The 16,308-nt window shown below is 64.9% G+C and carries 15 protein-coding genes; 14 read left to right on the top strand and 1 reads right to left on the bottom strand.

Annotated features, from left to right (window positions below; all coding sequences use genetic code 11):
- The first annotated feature begins 1 nt into the window (after position 1).
- The 9 genes from IVA75_RS34225 (at position 2) to IVA75_RS34185 (ending at position 8,823) form a co-directional block, all read left to right on the top strand.
- The gene (locus IVA75_RS34225; RefSeq protein ID WP_247287539.1) at positions 2–1,036 is read left to right on the top strand and encodes an ABC transporter ATP-binding protein; all 1,035 of its coding nucleotides are present in this window, start codon (positions 2–4) and stop codon (positions 1,034–1,036) included.
- Positions 1,033–1,908: an ABC transporter permease gene (locus tag IVA75_RS34220; RefSeq protein ID WP_247287540.1), complete on the top strand. Its 876-nt coding sequence runs from the start codon at positions 1,033–1,035 to the stop codon at positions 1,906–1,908. Before IVA75_RS34225 ends, IVA75_RS34220 begins: the two co-directional genes overlap by 4 nt.
- Positions 1,905–2,711, top strand: coding sequence for an ABC transporter permease (locus IVA75_RS34215; protein ID WP_247287541.1), 807 nt, complete (start codon positions 1,905–1,907; stop codon positions 2,709–2,711). The genes IVA75_RS34220 and IVA75_RS34215 overlap by 4 nt, the downstream gene beginning before the upstream one ends.
- An 8-nt stretch (positions 2,712–2,719) precedes the next feature.
- Positions 2,720–3,856 carry an FAD-dependent oxidoreductase gene (locus IVA75_RS34210; protein ID WP_247287542.1) on the top strand — a complete coding sequence of 379 codons (1,137 nt, stop codon included), beginning with the start codon at positions 2,720–2,722 and terminating at the stop codon, positions 3,854–3,856.
- 19 nt (positions 3,857–3,875) lie between these two features.
- On the top strand, positions 3,876–4,172 hold the full coding sequence (locus IVA75_RS34205; RefSeq protein WP_247287544.1) for a (2Fe-2S)-binding protein: 297 nt from the start codon (positions 3,876–3,878) through the stop codon (positions 4,170–4,172).
- The gene (locus tag IVA75_RS34200; protein ID WP_247287546.1) at positions 4,169–5,587 is read left to right on the top strand and encodes an NAD(P)/FAD-dependent oxidoreductase; all 1,419 of its coding nucleotides are present in this window, start codon (positions 4,169–4,171) and stop codon (positions 5,585–5,587) included. Before IVA75_RS34205 ends, IVA75_RS34200 begins: the two co-directional genes overlap by 4 nt.
- Positions 5,584–6,705 (top strand): FAD-dependent oxidoreductase, encoded by a 1,122-nt coding sequence (locus IVA75_RS34195; protein ID WP_247287547.1) that lies wholly within the window; start codon positions 5,584–5,586, stop codon positions 6,703–6,705. The genes IVA75_RS34200 and IVA75_RS34195 overlap by 4 nt, the downstream gene beginning before the upstream one ends.
- 14 nt (positions 6,706–6,719) lie before the next feature.
- Complete coding sequence (locus IVA75_RS34190) at positions 6,720–7,067, top strand: RidA family protein (RefSeq protein ID WP_247287549.1); 348 nt, start codon at positions 6,720–6,722, stop codon at positions 7,065–7,067.
- Positions 7,068–7,239: 172 nt separating this feature from the next.
- Positions 7,240–8,823 carry an ABC-F family ATP-binding cassette domain-containing protein gene (locus tag IVA75_RS34185; RefSeq protein WP_247287551.1) on the top strand — a complete coding sequence of 528 codons (1,584 nt, stop codon included), beginning with the start codon at positions 7,240–7,242 and terminating at the stop codon, positions 8,821–8,823.
- A gap of 177 nt (positions 8,824–9,000) precedes the next feature.
- Here IVA75_RS34185 and IVA75_RS34180 read toward each other — a convergent pair whose 3' ends face one another.
- Entirely contained in the window at positions 9,001–10,335 is a 1,335-nt protein-coding gene (locus tag IVA75_RS34180) for a dicarboxylate/amino acid:cation symporter (RefSeq protein WP_247287553.1), read from the bottom strand.
- Positions 10,336–10,461: 126 nt separating this feature from the next.
- Here IVA75_RS34180 and IVA75_RS34175 point away from each other — a divergent pair, with 126 nt between their 5' ends.
- The 5 genes from IVA75_RS34175 to IVA75_RS34155 all read left to right on the top strand — a co-directional run bounded on the left by IVA75_RS34175 (position 10,462) and on the right by IVA75_RS34155 (position 16,289).
- Complete coding sequence (locus IVA75_RS34175; RefSeq protein WP_247287556.1) at positions 10,462–11,781, top strand: solute carrier family 23 protein; 1,320 nt, start codon at positions 10,462–10,464, stop codon at positions 11,779–11,781.
- Positions 11,782–11,854: 73 nt separating this feature from the next.
- Complete coding sequence (locus IVA75_RS34170) at positions 11,855–12,691, top strand: SDR family oxidoreductase (protein ID WP_247287557.1); 837 nt, start codon at positions 11,855–11,857, stop codon at positions 12,689–12,691.
- 398 nt (positions 12,692–13,089) lie between these two features.
- The gene (locus IVA75_RS34165) at positions 13,090–14,466 is read left to right on the top strand and encodes a hypothetical protein (RefSeq protein ID WP_247287559.1); all 1,377 of its coding nucleotides are present in this window, start codon (positions 13,090–13,092) and stop codon (positions 14,464–14,466) included.
- Between the two features lie 16 nt (positions 14,467–14,482).
- On the top strand, positions 14,483–15,106 hold the full coding sequence (locus tag IVA75_RS34160; RefSeq protein ID WP_247287561.1) for a hypothetical protein: 624 nt from the start codon (positions 14,483–14,485) through the stop codon (positions 15,104–15,106).
- A gap of 52 nt (positions 15,107–15,158) precedes the next feature.
- Positions 15,159–16,289, top strand: coding sequence for a LuxR family transcriptional regulator (locus IVA75_RS34155; RefSeq protein ID WP_247287562.1), 1,131 nt, complete (start codon positions 15,159–15,161; stop codon positions 16,287–16,289).
- Positions 16,290–16,308: the final 19 nt, after the last annotated feature.

Genomic DNA, 16,308 nt, shown 5'->3' with positions numbered 1-16,308 from the left:
GATGGCCTATCTCGAGCTCGAAGGGGTCGCCAAGCAATTCGGCGCGCAGACTGTCGTCGACGACTTCAGTCTCGCGGTGGGGAAGGGGGAGTTTGTCTCCTTTCTCGGCCCCTCCGGCTGCGGCAAGACCACGACCCTGCAGATGATCGCGGGCTTCCTCGATCCCAGCCGCGGCGCGATCCGGCTGGAAGGCAAGGACCTGACCGCGATCCATCCGGCCAAACGCGGGCTTGGGATCGTGTTCCAGAGCTACGCGCTGTTTCCGCACATGACCGCGGCCGAGAATGTCGCGTTTGGCCTCGAGATGCGCAATGTGCCGCGCGGCGAACGGACCGAGCGCGTCCGCGCCGCGCTCGCGATGGTCGGGCTTGCCGGCTACGAGGATCGCCATCCGCGCCGCATGTCCGGCGGCCAGCAGCAGCGCGTGGCGCTGGCGCGCGCGCTGGTGATCAAGCCGAGCGTATTGCTGCTCGACGAGCCGCTATCCAATCTCGACGCCAAGCTGCGCGAGGAGATGCAGATCGAGCTGCGCCAGATCCAGCGCACCATCGGCACCACCACGATCCTCGTCACCCACGACCAGAACGAGGCGATGTCGCTGTCCGACCGCATCGTGGTGATGAGCCAGGGCCGGATCGAGCAGATCGGCACGCCGCAGGAGACCTATGAGAAGCCGGCCTCGGCCTTCGTCTCGCAGTTTTTGGGCAAGACCAACGACTTTGCCGCGACGATCGATCGGACCAGTGCGCCTGCGCGACTGATCGCCGGCTCGTGGAGCGCGCCTGCGCCTGCCGGGCGCAGCGGTCCCGTCACCGTCAGCATTCGCCCCGAGCGGATCGACTTTGGCGACGCAGGCCTCAGCGCAAAGATCGTCACGCGCATCTTCCAGGGCAATCACTGGCTGTTCCAGTGCGAGAGCGAATGCGGCCCGGCGACCGTGATCCGCCAGAATGACGGCCGATCGCAACCGGTCGAAGGCGAGGCAGTTCACCTCACCTGGCGGCCGGAGGACATGGGCGTGAGGGGCGTCGCATGAGCGCTTCCGCCGAGGAACGAAACGCACGCGCGCCGTGGGCGCTGACCGCGCCCGCTTTGATGCTGTTCGTCGGCGTGCTGCTGATTCCGCTCGCAATGACCGTGATGCTGTCGTTCCACGATTGGGGCCAGTACAAGGGCATCGAGCCGGTCTTCATCCTCAAGAACTGGCACGAGATCGTCACCGATCCCTATTACGCCGAGATGTTCGGGCGGACGTTTCGCATCGCGATCCTGACCACGCTGCTCACGGCCGTGCTCGGTGCGCCCGAAGCCTACATCCTCAACCGCATGGGCGGACGCTGGAAGAGCGTTTTCCTGCTGGTCATCCTGGGGCCGCTGTTGATTTCCGTGGTGGCGCGCACGCTCGGCTGGGCGCTGCTGTTCGGCGGCAATAACGGCCTCGTCAACAAGCTCTTGATGTCGGCCGGGTTGATCCGCGCGCCTATCCCCTTCATGTTCACCGAGACCGGAATGGTTATCGCGCTCGCGCATGTGATGATGCCATTCATGGTGCTGTCGGTGTGGGCGGCGCTGCAGCGGCTCGATCCGCAGATCGAGAATGCCGCGATGTCGCTCGGCGCCGGCCCTGTGACCATCATCCGCCGCATCATCATGCCGCAGATCATGCCGGGCGTGCTGTCAGGGGCGATCATCGTGTTCTCGCTCTCGGCCAGTGCGTTTGCGACGCCCGCGATCATCGGCGGCCGCCGGCTCAAGGTCGCGGCGACGCTCGCCTATGACGAATTCCTCAACACGCTGAACTGGCCGCTGGGTGCGGCGGTCGCCACGCTGCTGCTGGCCGCGCTGGTCTTGATCGTCGTCGGCAGCAACACACTGATCGAGCGCCGCTACGCGGAGGTGTTCCGATGAGCCGGAACGGGCCGCTCGCGCTGATCTTCCACACCATCTTCGTCATCGTCATGGTGGCGCCGATCCTCGTCGTCTGCCTCGTCGCGTTCACGCCTGAAGGCTTCTTGTCGCTGCCGACAAACGGTTTTTCGCTGCGCTGGTTCAGGGCGATCGCCAACTATCCCGAATTCGTCCATGCTTTCTGGGTCAGTCTTGGCCTTGGCGCACTGTCCTCCTTCGTGGCGCTGCTGTTCGCAGTGCCTGCGGCGCTCGCGATCGCGCGCTATCGGTTCCGCGGCCGAGACGCACTGGCGGCACTGTTCCTGTCGCCGCTCATGATCCCGCATGTCGTGCTCGGCATCGCATTCCTGCGCTTCTTCACCTCGGCTGGCCTCGGCGGCAGCTTTGCCGCGCTGATCATCGCGCATGTCATCATCGTGTTTCCGTTCGCGCTGCGGCTGACGTTGGCGGCGGCGACCGGCATGGACCTTTCGGTCGAGATGGCGGCGATCTCGCTCGGCGCCGACGGCTGGACGCTGTTCCGCCGCGTGACCTTGCCGCTGATCCTGCCCGGCGTCATCAGCGGCTGGGCGCTCGCCTTCATCCAGTCCTTCGACGATCTCACCATGACCGTCTTCCTCGCGGCACCCGGCACCGAAACACTGCCGGTGCGCATGTTTCTGTACATCCAGGACAACATCGATCCGCTGGTGACGTCGGTTTCGGCCTGCGTGATCGCGATCACCATGACCGCCCTCATTCTGCTCGACCGCTTCTACGGGCTCGACCGCGTGCTCGCCGGCAAGGGCGATACAGGGCGATAGGAGAATCCATGCGAACAGATTATGACGTCGCCGTCGTCGGCGGCGGATTGCTCGGCTCCGCCATCGCCTGGGGCCTCGGGAGGCTCGGCAGACGCGTCGCCGTGCTCGACGAAGGCGACATCACCAAGCGCGCCTCGCGTGCCAACTTTGCGCTGGTCTGGGTGCAGAGCAAGGGCCTCGGCATGCCGGCCTATACGGTGTGGACGGTGCAGGCGTCGCAGGCGTGGGGCCGGCTCGCATCCGAGTTGAAGCAGCAGACTGGCTTGGATGTCTCTCTTCAGCAGAATGGCGGCTTTCATCTCACGCTCGGCGAGGACGAATTCGGCCAGCGCACCGAGCTGGTCAAGCGCATGCACAACCAGACAGGCGCCGCCGACTACAAGATGGAGATGCTGCCGGCCTCCGAGGTCAAGAAGGTGCTGCCGCTGATCGGGCCTGAGGTATCGGGCGGCAGCTTCTGTCCACTCGACGGTCACGTCAATTCGCTGCGCACGTTTCGTGCGTTCCACACCGGCTTCAAGGCCTTCGGCATCGATTATCTTCCGGAGCGTCCGGTCTCGGCGATCAGCCAGAGCGGCGGTGAATTCCGCCTGACGACGCCGCAGGGCGAGCTCCGTGCCGCCAAGATCGTGCTCGCCGCCGGCAATGCCAACCAGACGCTGGCGCCGATGGTCGGTCTCTACGCCCCGATGGGCCCGACCCGTGGCCAGATCGTGGTGACCGAGCGCACCATGCCGTTCCTGCCGCATCCGCTGACCACGATCCGCCAGACCGACGAAGGCACGGTGATGATCGGTGACAGCAAGGAAGACGAGCTCGACGATCGTACGATGAAGCATTCGATCAGCGCCGTGATGACCGATCGCGCCCAGCGCATGTTTCCGCATCTCGCGCGGCTCAACGTGGTCAGGAGCTGGGCCGGCATCCGCGTCATGCCGCAGGACGGCTTTCCGATCTACGACCAGTCGGAGACGCATCCCGGCGCCTTCGTCGCCTGCTGCCATTCCGGCGTGACGCTCGCCTCCAACCACGCTTTCGAGATCGCGCGGATGGTCGAGCAGGGCGCGCTCGAGCCGGAGCTGGTCGGCGCGTTCTCGGCCAGCCGTTTTGGCGCCGCCGGTGCCGCGAACAACAGCGGCTACTAGGGATATTGAAGGAGCCAGGATGTTCAAACGATCCGAGCAGGACAAGCGGCCACCGGTGCAAATCTTCGTCGATGGCGTTGCCGTCGCCGCGCGGCAGGGCGACACCGTCTCTGCGGCGCTGCTGGCCTCGAGCTGCGATGCACGCCGTTCGACCGCGGTGAGCGGCGCGCTGCGTTTGCCCTATTGCATGATGGGCGTGTGCTTCGACTGCCTCGTCACCATCGACGGCGTCGGCAACCGACAGGGTTGCCTGGTGCCGGTCACCCAGGGCATGCAGATCGAGATTCAGAAGGGCAAGCGGGAGATCGGGAAATGAATGTGGCTCCCAAGCGCGAAGAATACGACGTCGTGGTGATAGGGGCCGGGCCTGCCGGCCTCGCCGCTGCTGCGACGTCCGCCGAAGCCGGCCTGTCGACGTTGCTGCTAGACGAGAATATCGGGCCCGGCGGCCAGGTGTTCCGCGCCATCGCCTCGACACCGGTGACCGAGCGCGATCAGCTCGGCGCTGACTATTGGGTGGGCGCCGATCTCGTGCGGGCGCTACGCGCAGGCAACGCCGAGGTCATCCACCGCGCCACCGTCTGGAGCCTCGACCGCAACCTCGACATCGCCGTCTCGGTCGGCGGCGCGTCCGCGTTCGTAAAGGCCAAGCGCGTGATCCTCGCGACTGGCGCATTGGAGCGGCCGTTCCCCATTCCCGGCTGGACGCTGCCGGGCGTGATGACCGCGGGCGCCGCGCAAACGATGTTGAAATCATCGGCCCTGGTGCCGGATGGCCGTACCGTGATTGCAGGGCAGGGGCCGCTGCTCTGGCTGCTCGCCGCGCAGATCTTGCGTCTCGGCGGTCGCATCGATCGCATTCTCGACACCACCGAGCGCGGAAACTATTTCGCCGCACTCCCCCACGCCTTCGCTTTCCTGACCTCGCCCTATTTCGCCAAGGGCCTGTCGATGATCGGTGAGGTGAAGGCGAAGGTGCAGGTCGTCTCACGCGTCAGCGAGCTTGCGGCCTCTGGTGACGGCCAGCTCGCGAACGTCAGCTATGTCGCCGGCGGCAAACGCGAGACCATTCCTGCGGATCTCTTGCTGCTGCACCAGGGCGTCGTGCCCAACGTCAATCTGGCGATGGCGGCCGGAATCGAGCATCGCTGGGATGATCTGCAATTGTGCTGGTCTCCGGTGCTCGATGCCGGCGGCAATTCGTCGGTCGCCGGTATTGCGATCGCCGGCGACGGCGCCGGCATTGGCGGGGCGAGCGCAGCCGTGGTGCGCGGCCGCATCGCGGCGCGCGCGGCAGTGGAGGCGTTGGCGCCTGCGGCTGCCACAAAACTTGCGCCGATGGCGAGCCTCCGCGCCGATCTCGCCAAGGCCGAACGTGGCCGCGTTTTTCTCGACACATTGTTCCGTCCGGCGCCGCAGTTTCGCATTCCAGCGGGCGACACCATCGCCTGTCGCTGCGAGGAGGTCACCGCAAAGGATATTCTCGATGCCGTCGCGATCGGCGCGACCGGGCCGAACCAGCTCAAGGCCTATCGCCGCACCGGCATGGGTCCGTGCCAGGGCCGGCTCTGTGGCCTCACCGTCACCGAGCTGATGGCGCAGGCGCGGGGCAAGAGCCCGCAGGAGATCGGCTATTACCGGCTGCGCGCGCCGGTCAAGCCGATCACGCTCGCCGAGCTTGCCGCGGTTCCGAAGAGCGAAGACGACATCAAGGCGGTGGTGCGCGGATGACGAAAAACGTGGATGCGATCGTCGTGGGCGGCGGCATCCACGGGTGCTCGACTGCGCTGCATCTGTGTCTCGCCGGCCTGAAACCGGTGCTGATCGAGAAGGACTATGCTGGCCGCCACGCCTCCGGCGTCAACGCCGGTGGCGTGCGCCAGCTGGCGCGGCACATCCCCGAAATCCCGCTTTCGATCCGCTCGATGGGAATCTGGGAGAAGATCACCGATCTCCTCGACGACGATTGCAGCTTTGAGAGCTATGGCCAGGTCCTCGTCGCCGAGAACGAGGAGGAACTCGCGGTCTGCCGTGCACGTGTGGCCGAGCTCAACGTGCTCGGCTTCACCCACGAGGAGCTGATCGATGCGGCCGAGTTGCGGCGCCTCGTACCCGCGGTCGCCGAGAGCTGTCCCGGCGGCGTGGTCTCGCGCCGCGACGGTGCGGCCAATCCTGCGCAGGCGACGACGGCGTTCCGGCGCAAGGCGGGGCAGCTCGGTGCGACCGTTCGCGAGGGCATTGCCGCCACGAACATCCGGCACACCGATGGTCTCTGGCATGTCGATGTCGGCGCCGAGAGCTTTGCCGCGCCGGTGCTCGTCAATGCCGCCGGCGCCTGGGCCGGGACCATTGCAGCCGCGCTCGGTGAGCCCGTTCCGGTCGAGACCGTGGCGCCGATGCTGATGATCACCTCGCGCGTGCCGCATTTCATCGATCCAGTCGTGATCCTGCGCGGCCGCAAGCTCTCCTTCAAGCAATTCAAGAACGGCACGGTGCTGATCGGCGGTGGCCATCTGGCAACGCCCTATCAGGATCGAAACGAGACGGTGCTGGACTGGAAGAGCCTCGCGACCAGCGCCCGCACCGTGTTCGAGCTGTTCCCGGTCATGCGCAGCGCGACGATCGTCCGCGCCTGGGCCGGCATCGAGGCCAAGACCAAGGACGATCTGCCCGTGTTTGGACCGAGCAGCCGGCACAAGGGCCTCTATCACCAGTTCGGTTTTTCGCTGCACGGTTTCCAGCTCGGCCCCGGCGCGGGCGCCGTCATGGCGGAGCTGATCGTCAACGGCGGCACCCAGACTCGCATCGGCGATCTCGGCATCGACCGTTTCCATCCTTCCACGCTCTAGCAAAAGAGGACATCATGAGCATTATCCGCAGCATCCGCACGCCCATCATGCACCGCGCCGTCGAAGCCAACGGCTTCGTCTTCATTGGCGGCACCATCGCCGACGACACCTCGGAGTCGATGGGCGAGCAGACCCGCAACATCCTCGGCAAGATCGCCGGCTATCTGAAGGAAGCGGGTACCGACAAGTCGCGCGTCGTGAGCACCTCGATCTTCGTCACGGACCTTTCCAAGAAGAAGGAGATGGACGCGGTCTGGACTGAGTTCTTCGGCGACAATCTGCCGACCCGCGCCACCGTCGGTGTCGCCGATCTCGGCGGCAGCGCGCTGATCGAGGTCGTGGTCACCGCGCTCAAGGGCTGATCGCGCAGGCCAGTGGGGCACGTCAACGCTCCGCGCGCCGCCCTCCCTGCGAGCCTCGCCTTGATCTCGCCCTTCGATGAGATTAGTTAGAGAGCTCCTCAAACAGGATATTCGAGAGCCATGGATTTTACCCCGACCGCAAAGCCGACCTGCCTTGCTCACGGGGAATTCCATGCCTGCTTCCATCATCCTGTCCAACCTGTCGCTGTCCACACCTGACGGCCGCTGTCTTTTCTCCAATATCGATCTGACGTTCCGAGCCGAGCGGACCGGCCTCGTCGGTCGCAACGGCGTCGGGAAGTCGACGCTGCTTGCGTCGATTTCGCGAGAGCACATTCCTCCGTCGGGGCGCGTTGCCATCAACGGAACAGTTGGTCTGCTACGCCAGAACATCCAGCCGCTTGCGGGCGCGAAGGTGATCGACCTGTTCGGTGCGCGAGCCGCGCTCGATCTTCTTCGCCGTGCCGAGCGCGGAGACGCCTCGGCCGAGGAGGTTTCCGAGGTCGATTGGACCCTCGAAACACGGCTTACGTCCGCCCTTGCGCGTGTCGGGTTCGACGTCGCTCCGGAGATCGAGCTCGACCGCCTGTCGGGCGGGCAGGTCACGCGGGTTCGTCTCGCCGCGCTGATCTTTGCGGAGCCGGACTTCCTGCTGCTCGACGAGCCCACCAACAATCTCGATCGGGAGGGACGCAAGGCGGTGATCGATTTCCTTGCCTCCTGGCGCGGTGGGGCGATTGTCGTCAGCCACGATCGGAGCCTGCTCGAAACCATGGATGCGATCGTCGAGCTGACGTCGCTCGGAGCCGCGCGATACGGCGGCAATTGGAGCAGTTATTGCGAGCAGAAAGCCCTTGCGCTTGCGGCTGTCAGGCACGACCTCGCGCATGCCCAGAGGCGCCTGTCCGAGATCGACGGCAGGGCTCAGGAGGCCGCGGAGAGGAAAGCGCGCAAGGACAGCGGGGGCAAGAAGAAGCGCGCCAAGGGCGACATACCGCGCATCCTGGCCGGCGCGCGCAAGGACCGTAGTGAAGACACCGGCGGCAAGAACGCGCAGATCGCCGAGCGGCGGCGCGCGGATGCGCTCGAGGCCGTCGATACGGCGCGCCGACGCATCGAGATTCTTCAGCCGCTGTCGGTGAAATTGCCCTCGACCCGGCTGCCGACGGGCAGGGAGGTGGTTTGGCTCGATCGCGTCAGCGCCGGCTATGGGCCGGATAGGGAAGTCTTGCGCGATCTATCGCTCGCGATCGTCGGTCCGGAGCGCGTGGCAATCGTCGGGCCCAACGGCTCAGGCAAGACGACGCTGCTGAAACTCGTCGCCGGCGAGTTGCATCAGCTCTCCGGCACCGTGCGGGTCAAGCCGGATCTTGCGCTGTTCGATCAGAAGGTCAGTCTGCTCGATCCCGCGATCTCCATCCTGGACAATTTTGGGCGCTTCCATCCGAAGGCGGGTGCAAATGAATGCCATGCCGCGCTGGCCCGGTTCATGTTTCGCGCCGATGCCGCCTTGCAGATCGTTGGACATTTGAGCGGCGGGCAGATGTTTCGCGCCGGCCTTGCCTGCGTGCTGGGCGGTGCGACGCCGCCGTCCCTGCTGATCCTCGACGAGCCGACCAATCATCTCGACATTGAATCCATCGAAGCCGTGGAAGCAGGTCTGAGGGCCTATGACGGCGCGCTGCTCGTCGTCAGTCATGACGAGGCGTTCTTGCAGGCGATCGGGATCACGCGCAGGGTCGAACTGGCCGGCTAAATCGGCTGCCCATCGTTGATTAACAAAAACCCGACGCCCTGCCCCCAGCGCGTCGGGTGGAAAAAGATGAGTATCAATCCGTGATCCCAACGCAGCAGTTGTGACTCGCGTTGCGCCAATTTACCACTCCGGGAAACTACCGCGTTGGAACCGGACGCCGCCAAACCTGCGTCCGGCCTAGGAGGCGGCGCTGCCGCCCGGTTCAAGCGCCTCACCCATCTCCAGCGGATGGGCCATGGCCTCGTGCAGCGCGTCGCGGTCGAGCTCGCCTTCGGAGATGCTGATGACGACGCAGGCGACGCCGTTACCGATCAGATTGGTCAGCGCGCGGCACTCGCTCATGAACTTGTCGATGCCGACCAGGATCGCGATCGACTGGATCGGGATGTCGGGCACGATCGAGAGCGTGGCCGCGAGCGTGATGAAGCCTGCCCCGGTCACGCCCGAGGCGCCCTTCGAGGTGATCATGGCGATGCCGAGAATGCCGAGCTCCTGCCAGATGGTCAGATGGGTATTGGTCGCCTGCGCCAGGAACAGCGTCGCCAGCGTCATGTAGATGTTGGTGCCGTCGAGGTTGAAGCTGTAACCGGTCGGAATCACGAGGCCGACCACCGAACGCGAGGCGCCGAGATGCTCCATCTTCTGGATCATCTGCGGCAGCACCGTTTCTGACGACGAGGTGCCGAGGACGATCAGGAGCTCATCCTTGATGTAGGCGATGAAGCGCAGGATAGAGAAGCCGGCGAGCCTTGCGATCGCCCCCAGCACGACCAGCACGAACAGCATGCTGGTGAGATAGAACGTGCCGATCAGGGCTGCGAGGTTGAGCAGCGAACCAAGGCCGTAGGCGCCGACGGTGAAGGCCATTGCGCCGAACGCGCCGATCGGGGCGACGCGCACGATGATGCGGATGATGCCGAAGAACATCTTTGCGGCCTTGTCGATCGCCTCGGCGATGGGCTCGCCGGCCTTGCCGAGAAAGGCGATGGCGAAGCCCGACAGGATCGAGATCAGCAGCACCTGCAACAGATCGCCACGTGCGATGGCGCCCAGATAGCTGTCGGGGATGATCGCCAGCAGATGGGCGACGATGCCTTCTTCCTTGGCCTTGGTGACGTAGGTCGCCACCGATTTCGGGTCGATCGTGGCGGGATCGATGTTGAAGCCGTGTCCGGGCTGGAGCACCTCGCCGACCAGAAGGCCGATCGCGAGCGCGACGGTCGAGACCGTCTCGAAATAGATCAGCGACTTCAGCCCGACCCGGCCAACGCGCCTGAGGTCGCCCATCGAGGAGATGCCGTGCACCACCGTGCAGAAGATCACCGGCGCGATCATCATCTTGATCAGCGCGATGAAACCGTCGCCGAGCGGCTTCAGGGCCTTGCCGAGATCGGGATAGAAATAGCCGATGAGCACCCCGAGCGCGATCGCGATCAGCACCTGGATGTAGAGGATCTTGTACCAGGGCTGGTGCCGGCGGTGGATGGCTGGCTGGATCGCAATCTGTGTCATAGAATAGGCCCCGGAACGTATTGATCTTGTTTGATTTGCATCATGTGATGGCCGCCGCAGAAGCGACAATCACATTTTTGTCTGTTCGCACGAAGATCGGTCGCTGCACCGCAACTGGGGGGGAACATGCCGATTGCAACGGGCTCCGAACAGCGAGCGCAAGGCTATTTTCCGCGTTGGACTCTGAAGTCCTCCGGCGTGATCATGCCCGAGCAGCGGCTGCCGCTTGGCCAGACCGTCGTCTCCGGTCTCCAGCATTGCGTCGCAATGTCGGGCTCGACGATCATCGCGCCGTTGCTAATGGGGTTCGATCCCAATGTTGCGGTGCTGTTTTCCGGCATCGGCACGCTGATCTTCTTTGTCATGGTCGCGGGACGCGTGCCGAGCTATCTCGGATCGAGCTTCGCGTTCATCGCGGTGGTCATCGCCGCCACCGGCTACGCCGGGCAAGGGCCGAACCCGAACCTGTCAGTTGCGCTTGGCGGCATCGTCGGGGCCGGCGTCCTCTACGGCGTGATCGCGCTGATCGTGATGTGGTCCGGGGTTGGCTGGGTCGAGAAGCTGTTGCCGCCGGCCGTCACCGGCGCTGTGGTCGCCGCGATCGGTCTCAACCTCGCGCCCGTGGCGGTCAAGGCCGTGAGCGCCAATGCGTTCGACACAGCAATCGGGCTTGCGACAGTTCTGATTGTTGGCGTGGTTGCCGTGGGCGCACCGGGCCTGTGGCGCCGCCTGCCGATCATCCTCGGCGCGATTGGCGGTTATCTCTTGTACCTGCTGTTCGCGAACGGCCTCGGCTTCGGCAAGCCGATTGACTTCACCCCGCTTGCGGCTGCGCCGTGGATCGGCCTGCCGAGTTTTACCACGCCGACCTTCCAGACCGATGCGATCGTCCTAATTGCGCCGGTTGCGATCATTCTCGTCGCCGAGAACCTCGGTCACATCAAGGCCGTCGGCGCCATGACGGGCCGGAGCCTCGATGACTATCTCGGCCGCGCCTTGCTCGCCGACAGCCTCGCGACCATCGTGGCGGCCTGCGGCGGCGGCACCGGCGTTACCACCTATGCCGAGAACATCGGCGTCATGGCCGCGACGAAGGTCTATTCGACCTTGCTGTTTGCCTTCGCGGCGGTGGTGTCGATCGTGCTCGGCTTCTCGCCGAAATTCGGCGCGCTGATCTTGTCGATCCCGGGTCCTGTCATCGGTGGGCTCTCGATCGTGCTGTTCGGATTGATCGCCGCGATGGCCGGCCGGATCTGGGTCGAGAACAAGGTCGACTTCTCAAGTCCGGCAAACCTGATCACCGTGGCGGTCGCGCTCACCGCAGGCGCCGGCGACCTCACGCTCAAATTCGGCGCCTTCACGATCGGCGGGATCGGCACCGCAACCTTTGGCGCCATCATCCTGTACCAGATCCTGATTTCGCCATTCGCGCGCCGCGTCGAATGAATCGCAGCGATGCGCTGAGGGATGGAACAAAAAGCCGGTTCCGTCGCTGATCAGAGCATCCCGGAGAGGACCCATGCCACAAACCGATCGCTCGACCTCGTTTCACTCGCGACTTGTCGGCCAGTACGCGCTGGTGACCGGCGCCTCCCAAGGCATCGGCCGCGCCGTCGCCATCCGGCTTGCCCAGGAAGGCGCGACCGTCGCCATCAACTATTTCGGTCACGCTGAAGGGGCTGAGGAGACACTCGCGCTCGTGCGGACGGCATCGGGTGATCGCGGCCACGGCAGGCTCGATCACATCATCGTCAAGGCCGATGTCGGCAATGAACAAGACGTCGCCGCGATGTTCGAGACGATTCTGGCGCGCTGGAAGCGCCTCGACTGCCTCGTCAACAATGCCGGCTTCCAGCGGGAATCGCCGAGCGAAGCGCTCGACATCGAGACCTACCGCCGCATCATCGACGTCAATCTCAACGGCGCCGTGTTCTGCGCCCAGAAGGCGCTCGCGCATTTCGTCGCGCGCGGCGCAGGCGGCAGCATCATCAACTGCTCGAGTGTGCACCAGATCATCCCAAAACCCGGCTATCTGGCTTATTCGATCAGCAAGGGCGGCATGGCCAATCTGACGCGCACGCTGGCACTGGAATTCGCCGGCCGTGGCATTCGCGTCAATGCGGTGGGTCCCGGCGCGATCGACACGCCGATCAACGCGGCCTGGACCGGCGATCCGGAAAAGCGGGGAGTGGTCACCAGCCACATTCCGCTGGGCCGTGTCGGCACACCGGAAGAGATCGCCGCCGTGTTCGCCTTCCTCGCGTCGGACGATGCCAGTTACATCACCGGGCAGACCGTCTATGCCTGCGGAGGCCTGACGCTGTTTCCTGAGTTTCGGGACAACTGGGCGAGCTAGCAAAGATCACGAGCGTCCTTGCAGTTCTCGCGGTCTGCCTGCGGCGCCGACGCTCATCGTCGAGACTTTTCGCGATGCAATCCAGCAACAGTCGGAAAAAAGCGGGCTGTCGGCGTCGCACGCGCGAGCGAACTCAACCGAACGGTTGATGTCCCGTCCGTGGCCCTGTCCCACAGTTGCGGCAGCTTGGATCAGTGGAGAGCGAGAAGATGCCGGTCAGTTGTCCGCAACCGGGAGCGACTGATCGGGGTAGCTTGCACCGCTCGTCGCCCCGCATTGACCGCAACGCTCCTCGCATGATCACGGCGTTGGTCAACCTGGCGGTTCTCACGGCTATGGCCTTGTTCCTCGGAATGTCTCCGGCCGCCGCCCAGTGCTATTCCAATGGAAGCTCTTTCGTGGGCACCTGCTCGGCCCAAGGGACTCCCGGCTCCAACGGGATCGCAGTCGGCGATAATACCCGAGCCGACCAGCTATCCACCGCCTTTGGCGACCACGCAATTGCGCTTAACGACAGTGCGACCGCGGTGGGCCATGACGCGGTGGCCAACGACTTCGGCGTGTCGATGGGCACAAATGCCGCGAAATCAACGGTTAACCAGGGCATCACCAGCATCGGTACCAACTCCAACAGCACGGCGGCCGGTGCCGGCAGGTGGAGTACGGCAATTGGCGCGGGTGGCGACGCCGGCAGCGCTCCCAGTTCGCTCGGAAACTACAGCGTCGCGATCGGGGGCGGCGACGGTATTCTCGGAACGGGCGCAACGTCGGGCGGATTTGGGTCGGTTGCGATCGGCCTCAGCAGTTCCTCAGGGGGCGCTTCATCCACAGCCATCGGGAACGCCGCGAACGCCAGCAACACCAACTCGACTGCGGTGGGCAGCGCGGTGACCGCAAGCGGCGGCAATTCCTTCGCGGCCGGCAACAACTCCCACGCCACCGGGACGAGCGCTGTCGCGATCGGCGACGGCGCAACCGCCGGCACGGGCGCAAATGCGATTGCCATCGGCACCGGTGCAGTTTCGACCGGATCGATTGCCGTCGGCGCTGATTCGGCGGCGGCGCTCGGCAACACCGCCGTTGGCGATGGGGCAAAGGCAAGTGCCGCCGCCGGCAGTTCCGCATTCGGCAACGGTGCTGTTGCGTCGGCATCCAATGCCACCGCAATCGGCGCTGGCAGCAACGCTACCGCTGCCGGCGCGGCGGCCTATGGACAGGGCAGCACTGCGTCTGCCGCGAGCGCAACGGCAATCGGTTCTGGCGCCACCGCGGGATTCTCGAACTCCACCGCCATCGGCTCCGGTGCGACAGCAACCGCTGCCAACCAGGTCGCGATCGGGACCGCCAGCAACACCTATCGCATGGCCGGCGTCGCCTCGGCGGCGAGCCTGGCGGCACAGAGTGGACCGGTGTCCTTCGTGACGACCGACGCGGCCGGCAATCTGGCAACGTCGAGCTTCAATCCGGCGAACATCGCCTCACTGCAGTCGCAGGTGACCTCCTTGCAGTCGCAAGTGATGGACAACCGGCTCGAAGCCCGCAGCGGGACCGCGGTCGCGCTCGCGGCCGGCTCGATGCCGGCGCTGCAACAGGGGCGCAAGTTCGCGCTCTCGGCCGGCTACGGCAATTTCGAGGGCGCCAACGCGTTTGCGGTCGGTGCAACGGCACTGCTCTATGACGGCAAGAGCTATGCTATTATCGCCAATGCCGGCGGCGGCATTGGACTCGAGCGCAGCGTTGCAGGTGGACGTGGTGCTGTCTCGATCCAGTGGTAGGAAGAACCCGTTCGTCATGACGCTGCGTTGGTTGAGCGCGGGCCTTGGTCTCCCGATTGCCGGTCTTTTGATCCTGGGGGCGGTGACGACCTCTGCGCAGCAGACGCCGCCGCAGCCCCACCAGACGCCTCCGTCGCAGCAGCAGGCGGCCAAACCCGCCAATATCGACCGCAACGGCGTGCTGATGCTGATCCGCTCGACGCTGCTTGCGCTCGACCATGCCAACAAGACCGGGAACTACACCGTGCTGCGCGATCTCGGTGCGCCCGGCTTCCAGATCAACACCGCCGCAAAGCTTGCGGAGATCTTCGCCAAGCAGCGCGGCGACAAGCTCGATCTCTCCGGCCTTGCCGTGATCGATCCGCAATTGTCGCTGCTGCCGCAGATCGAGCCGAACGGGCTCCTGCACATGGCAGGATTTTTTCCGTCGGTGCCATCCCAGGTGAATTTCGAACTGATGTTCGCGCCGGTCGAAGGACAATGGCGTGTGTTCGGCGTGTCATTGTCGGTGGGGCAGTCCGCACCGGTGGCGCCCGCCGCTCCTGAAGCTGGGCCTGGCAAGGCGGTCGTCTCACAGAAGCAATCCGCCCCGCCTAAGCCGGGCGCGCCTGCGAAACAGCCCCTGGTCCCGACTCAATGAGGGACGAGGTGCGGATGCCGAATCTGTTGTTCGACATGTCGGAGAGCCGGCCGTGATATCCGAAGCCGCTCTGCTTTCAGAGCTGATCGGCCTGATTTACGACGCCGCGCTCGATCCCGCCTTGTGGCCGCGCGCCCTCGAACAGGCCTGCCTGTTTGTCGGCGGTTCCTCCGGCGCCCTGTTCTGGCATGACGCGGCCACCGAACAAACCGCAGTGCTGCACCTCTTCAATGAGGAGCCGGACTACACAAAGCTCTATCTCGAGAAATATCTCGCCTTGAACCCATGCTTTCCAGCGGCCACTTTCTGCGAGGCTGGTCTCGTCTATGCATCAACCGACTTCGTCCCCTTCGAGGAGATGGTGGCGACGCGCTTCTACGAACAGTGGATGAAGCCGCAGGGCATGATCGATGCGCTCGGGTCGAATCTGGAGAAGGGCGCAACCTATTCATCGATCGTCAGTGTCCGGATGCATGAGAAAGACGGTCTCGCCGACGCTGACGCCCGCAGCCGGTTTGCGCTGATCGTGCCGCACTTCCAGCGCGCGGTCTCGATTGGCCGGCTGTTCGATCAGAACAGGGCGACACAGGCGGTGTTGACCCAGACGCTTGACAGCGTCACGGCCGCCGTCTTTCTGGTTGGTCCCAACGGACGTCTCGCCTTCACCAACGCGCCCGGACGCGCGATGCTGGACGAGGCTGCGCTGCTCACGGAAAGAAACGGAACGTTGTTCGCTGTTGCCCTCGACGCTCAGCGCGCGTTGCGCGAAGCGCTTGTCGCCGCGGAGAACGGCAACATGCCGACAGACAGCGGCGGCTCGATTCCGCTCGGGACCTCGCAAGGCCGCTGGTTTGCCAACGTGCTGCCGTTGACCTCGGGGGACCGGCGGCGTACCGGCGCGCTGTATTCCGCGGTTGCCGCGGTGTTCGTGCGCAAGGCCTCGCCGGCAAGCCCGCCGCCGCTGGAGGCGCTTGCAAAACTCTACAGGCTCACCGCAAGCGAGGTCCGCCTGATCGACGCCGTCATGAGGGTGAGCGGGATCAAGGCGCTGGCCGAGTTGCTCGGGCTGACGCAGGCGACCGTCAAGACACACCTCCACAACGTCTTCCGCAAGACCGGTACGGCGCGGCAGAGCGAGCTCGTGAAGCTGATTGCGGGATTCGACCGGTCCGAACAGCGGTGATCTGGCAAAACCCGCCTGC

It is taken from the genome of Bradyrhizobium sp. 134 (assembly GCF_023074155.1).
Taxonomy (GTDB): Bacteria; Pseudomonadota; Alphaproteobacteria; order Rhizobiales; family Xanthobacteraceae; genus Bradyrhizobium.
This window is presented reverse-complemented; position numbering and strand designations above follow the sequence as displayed.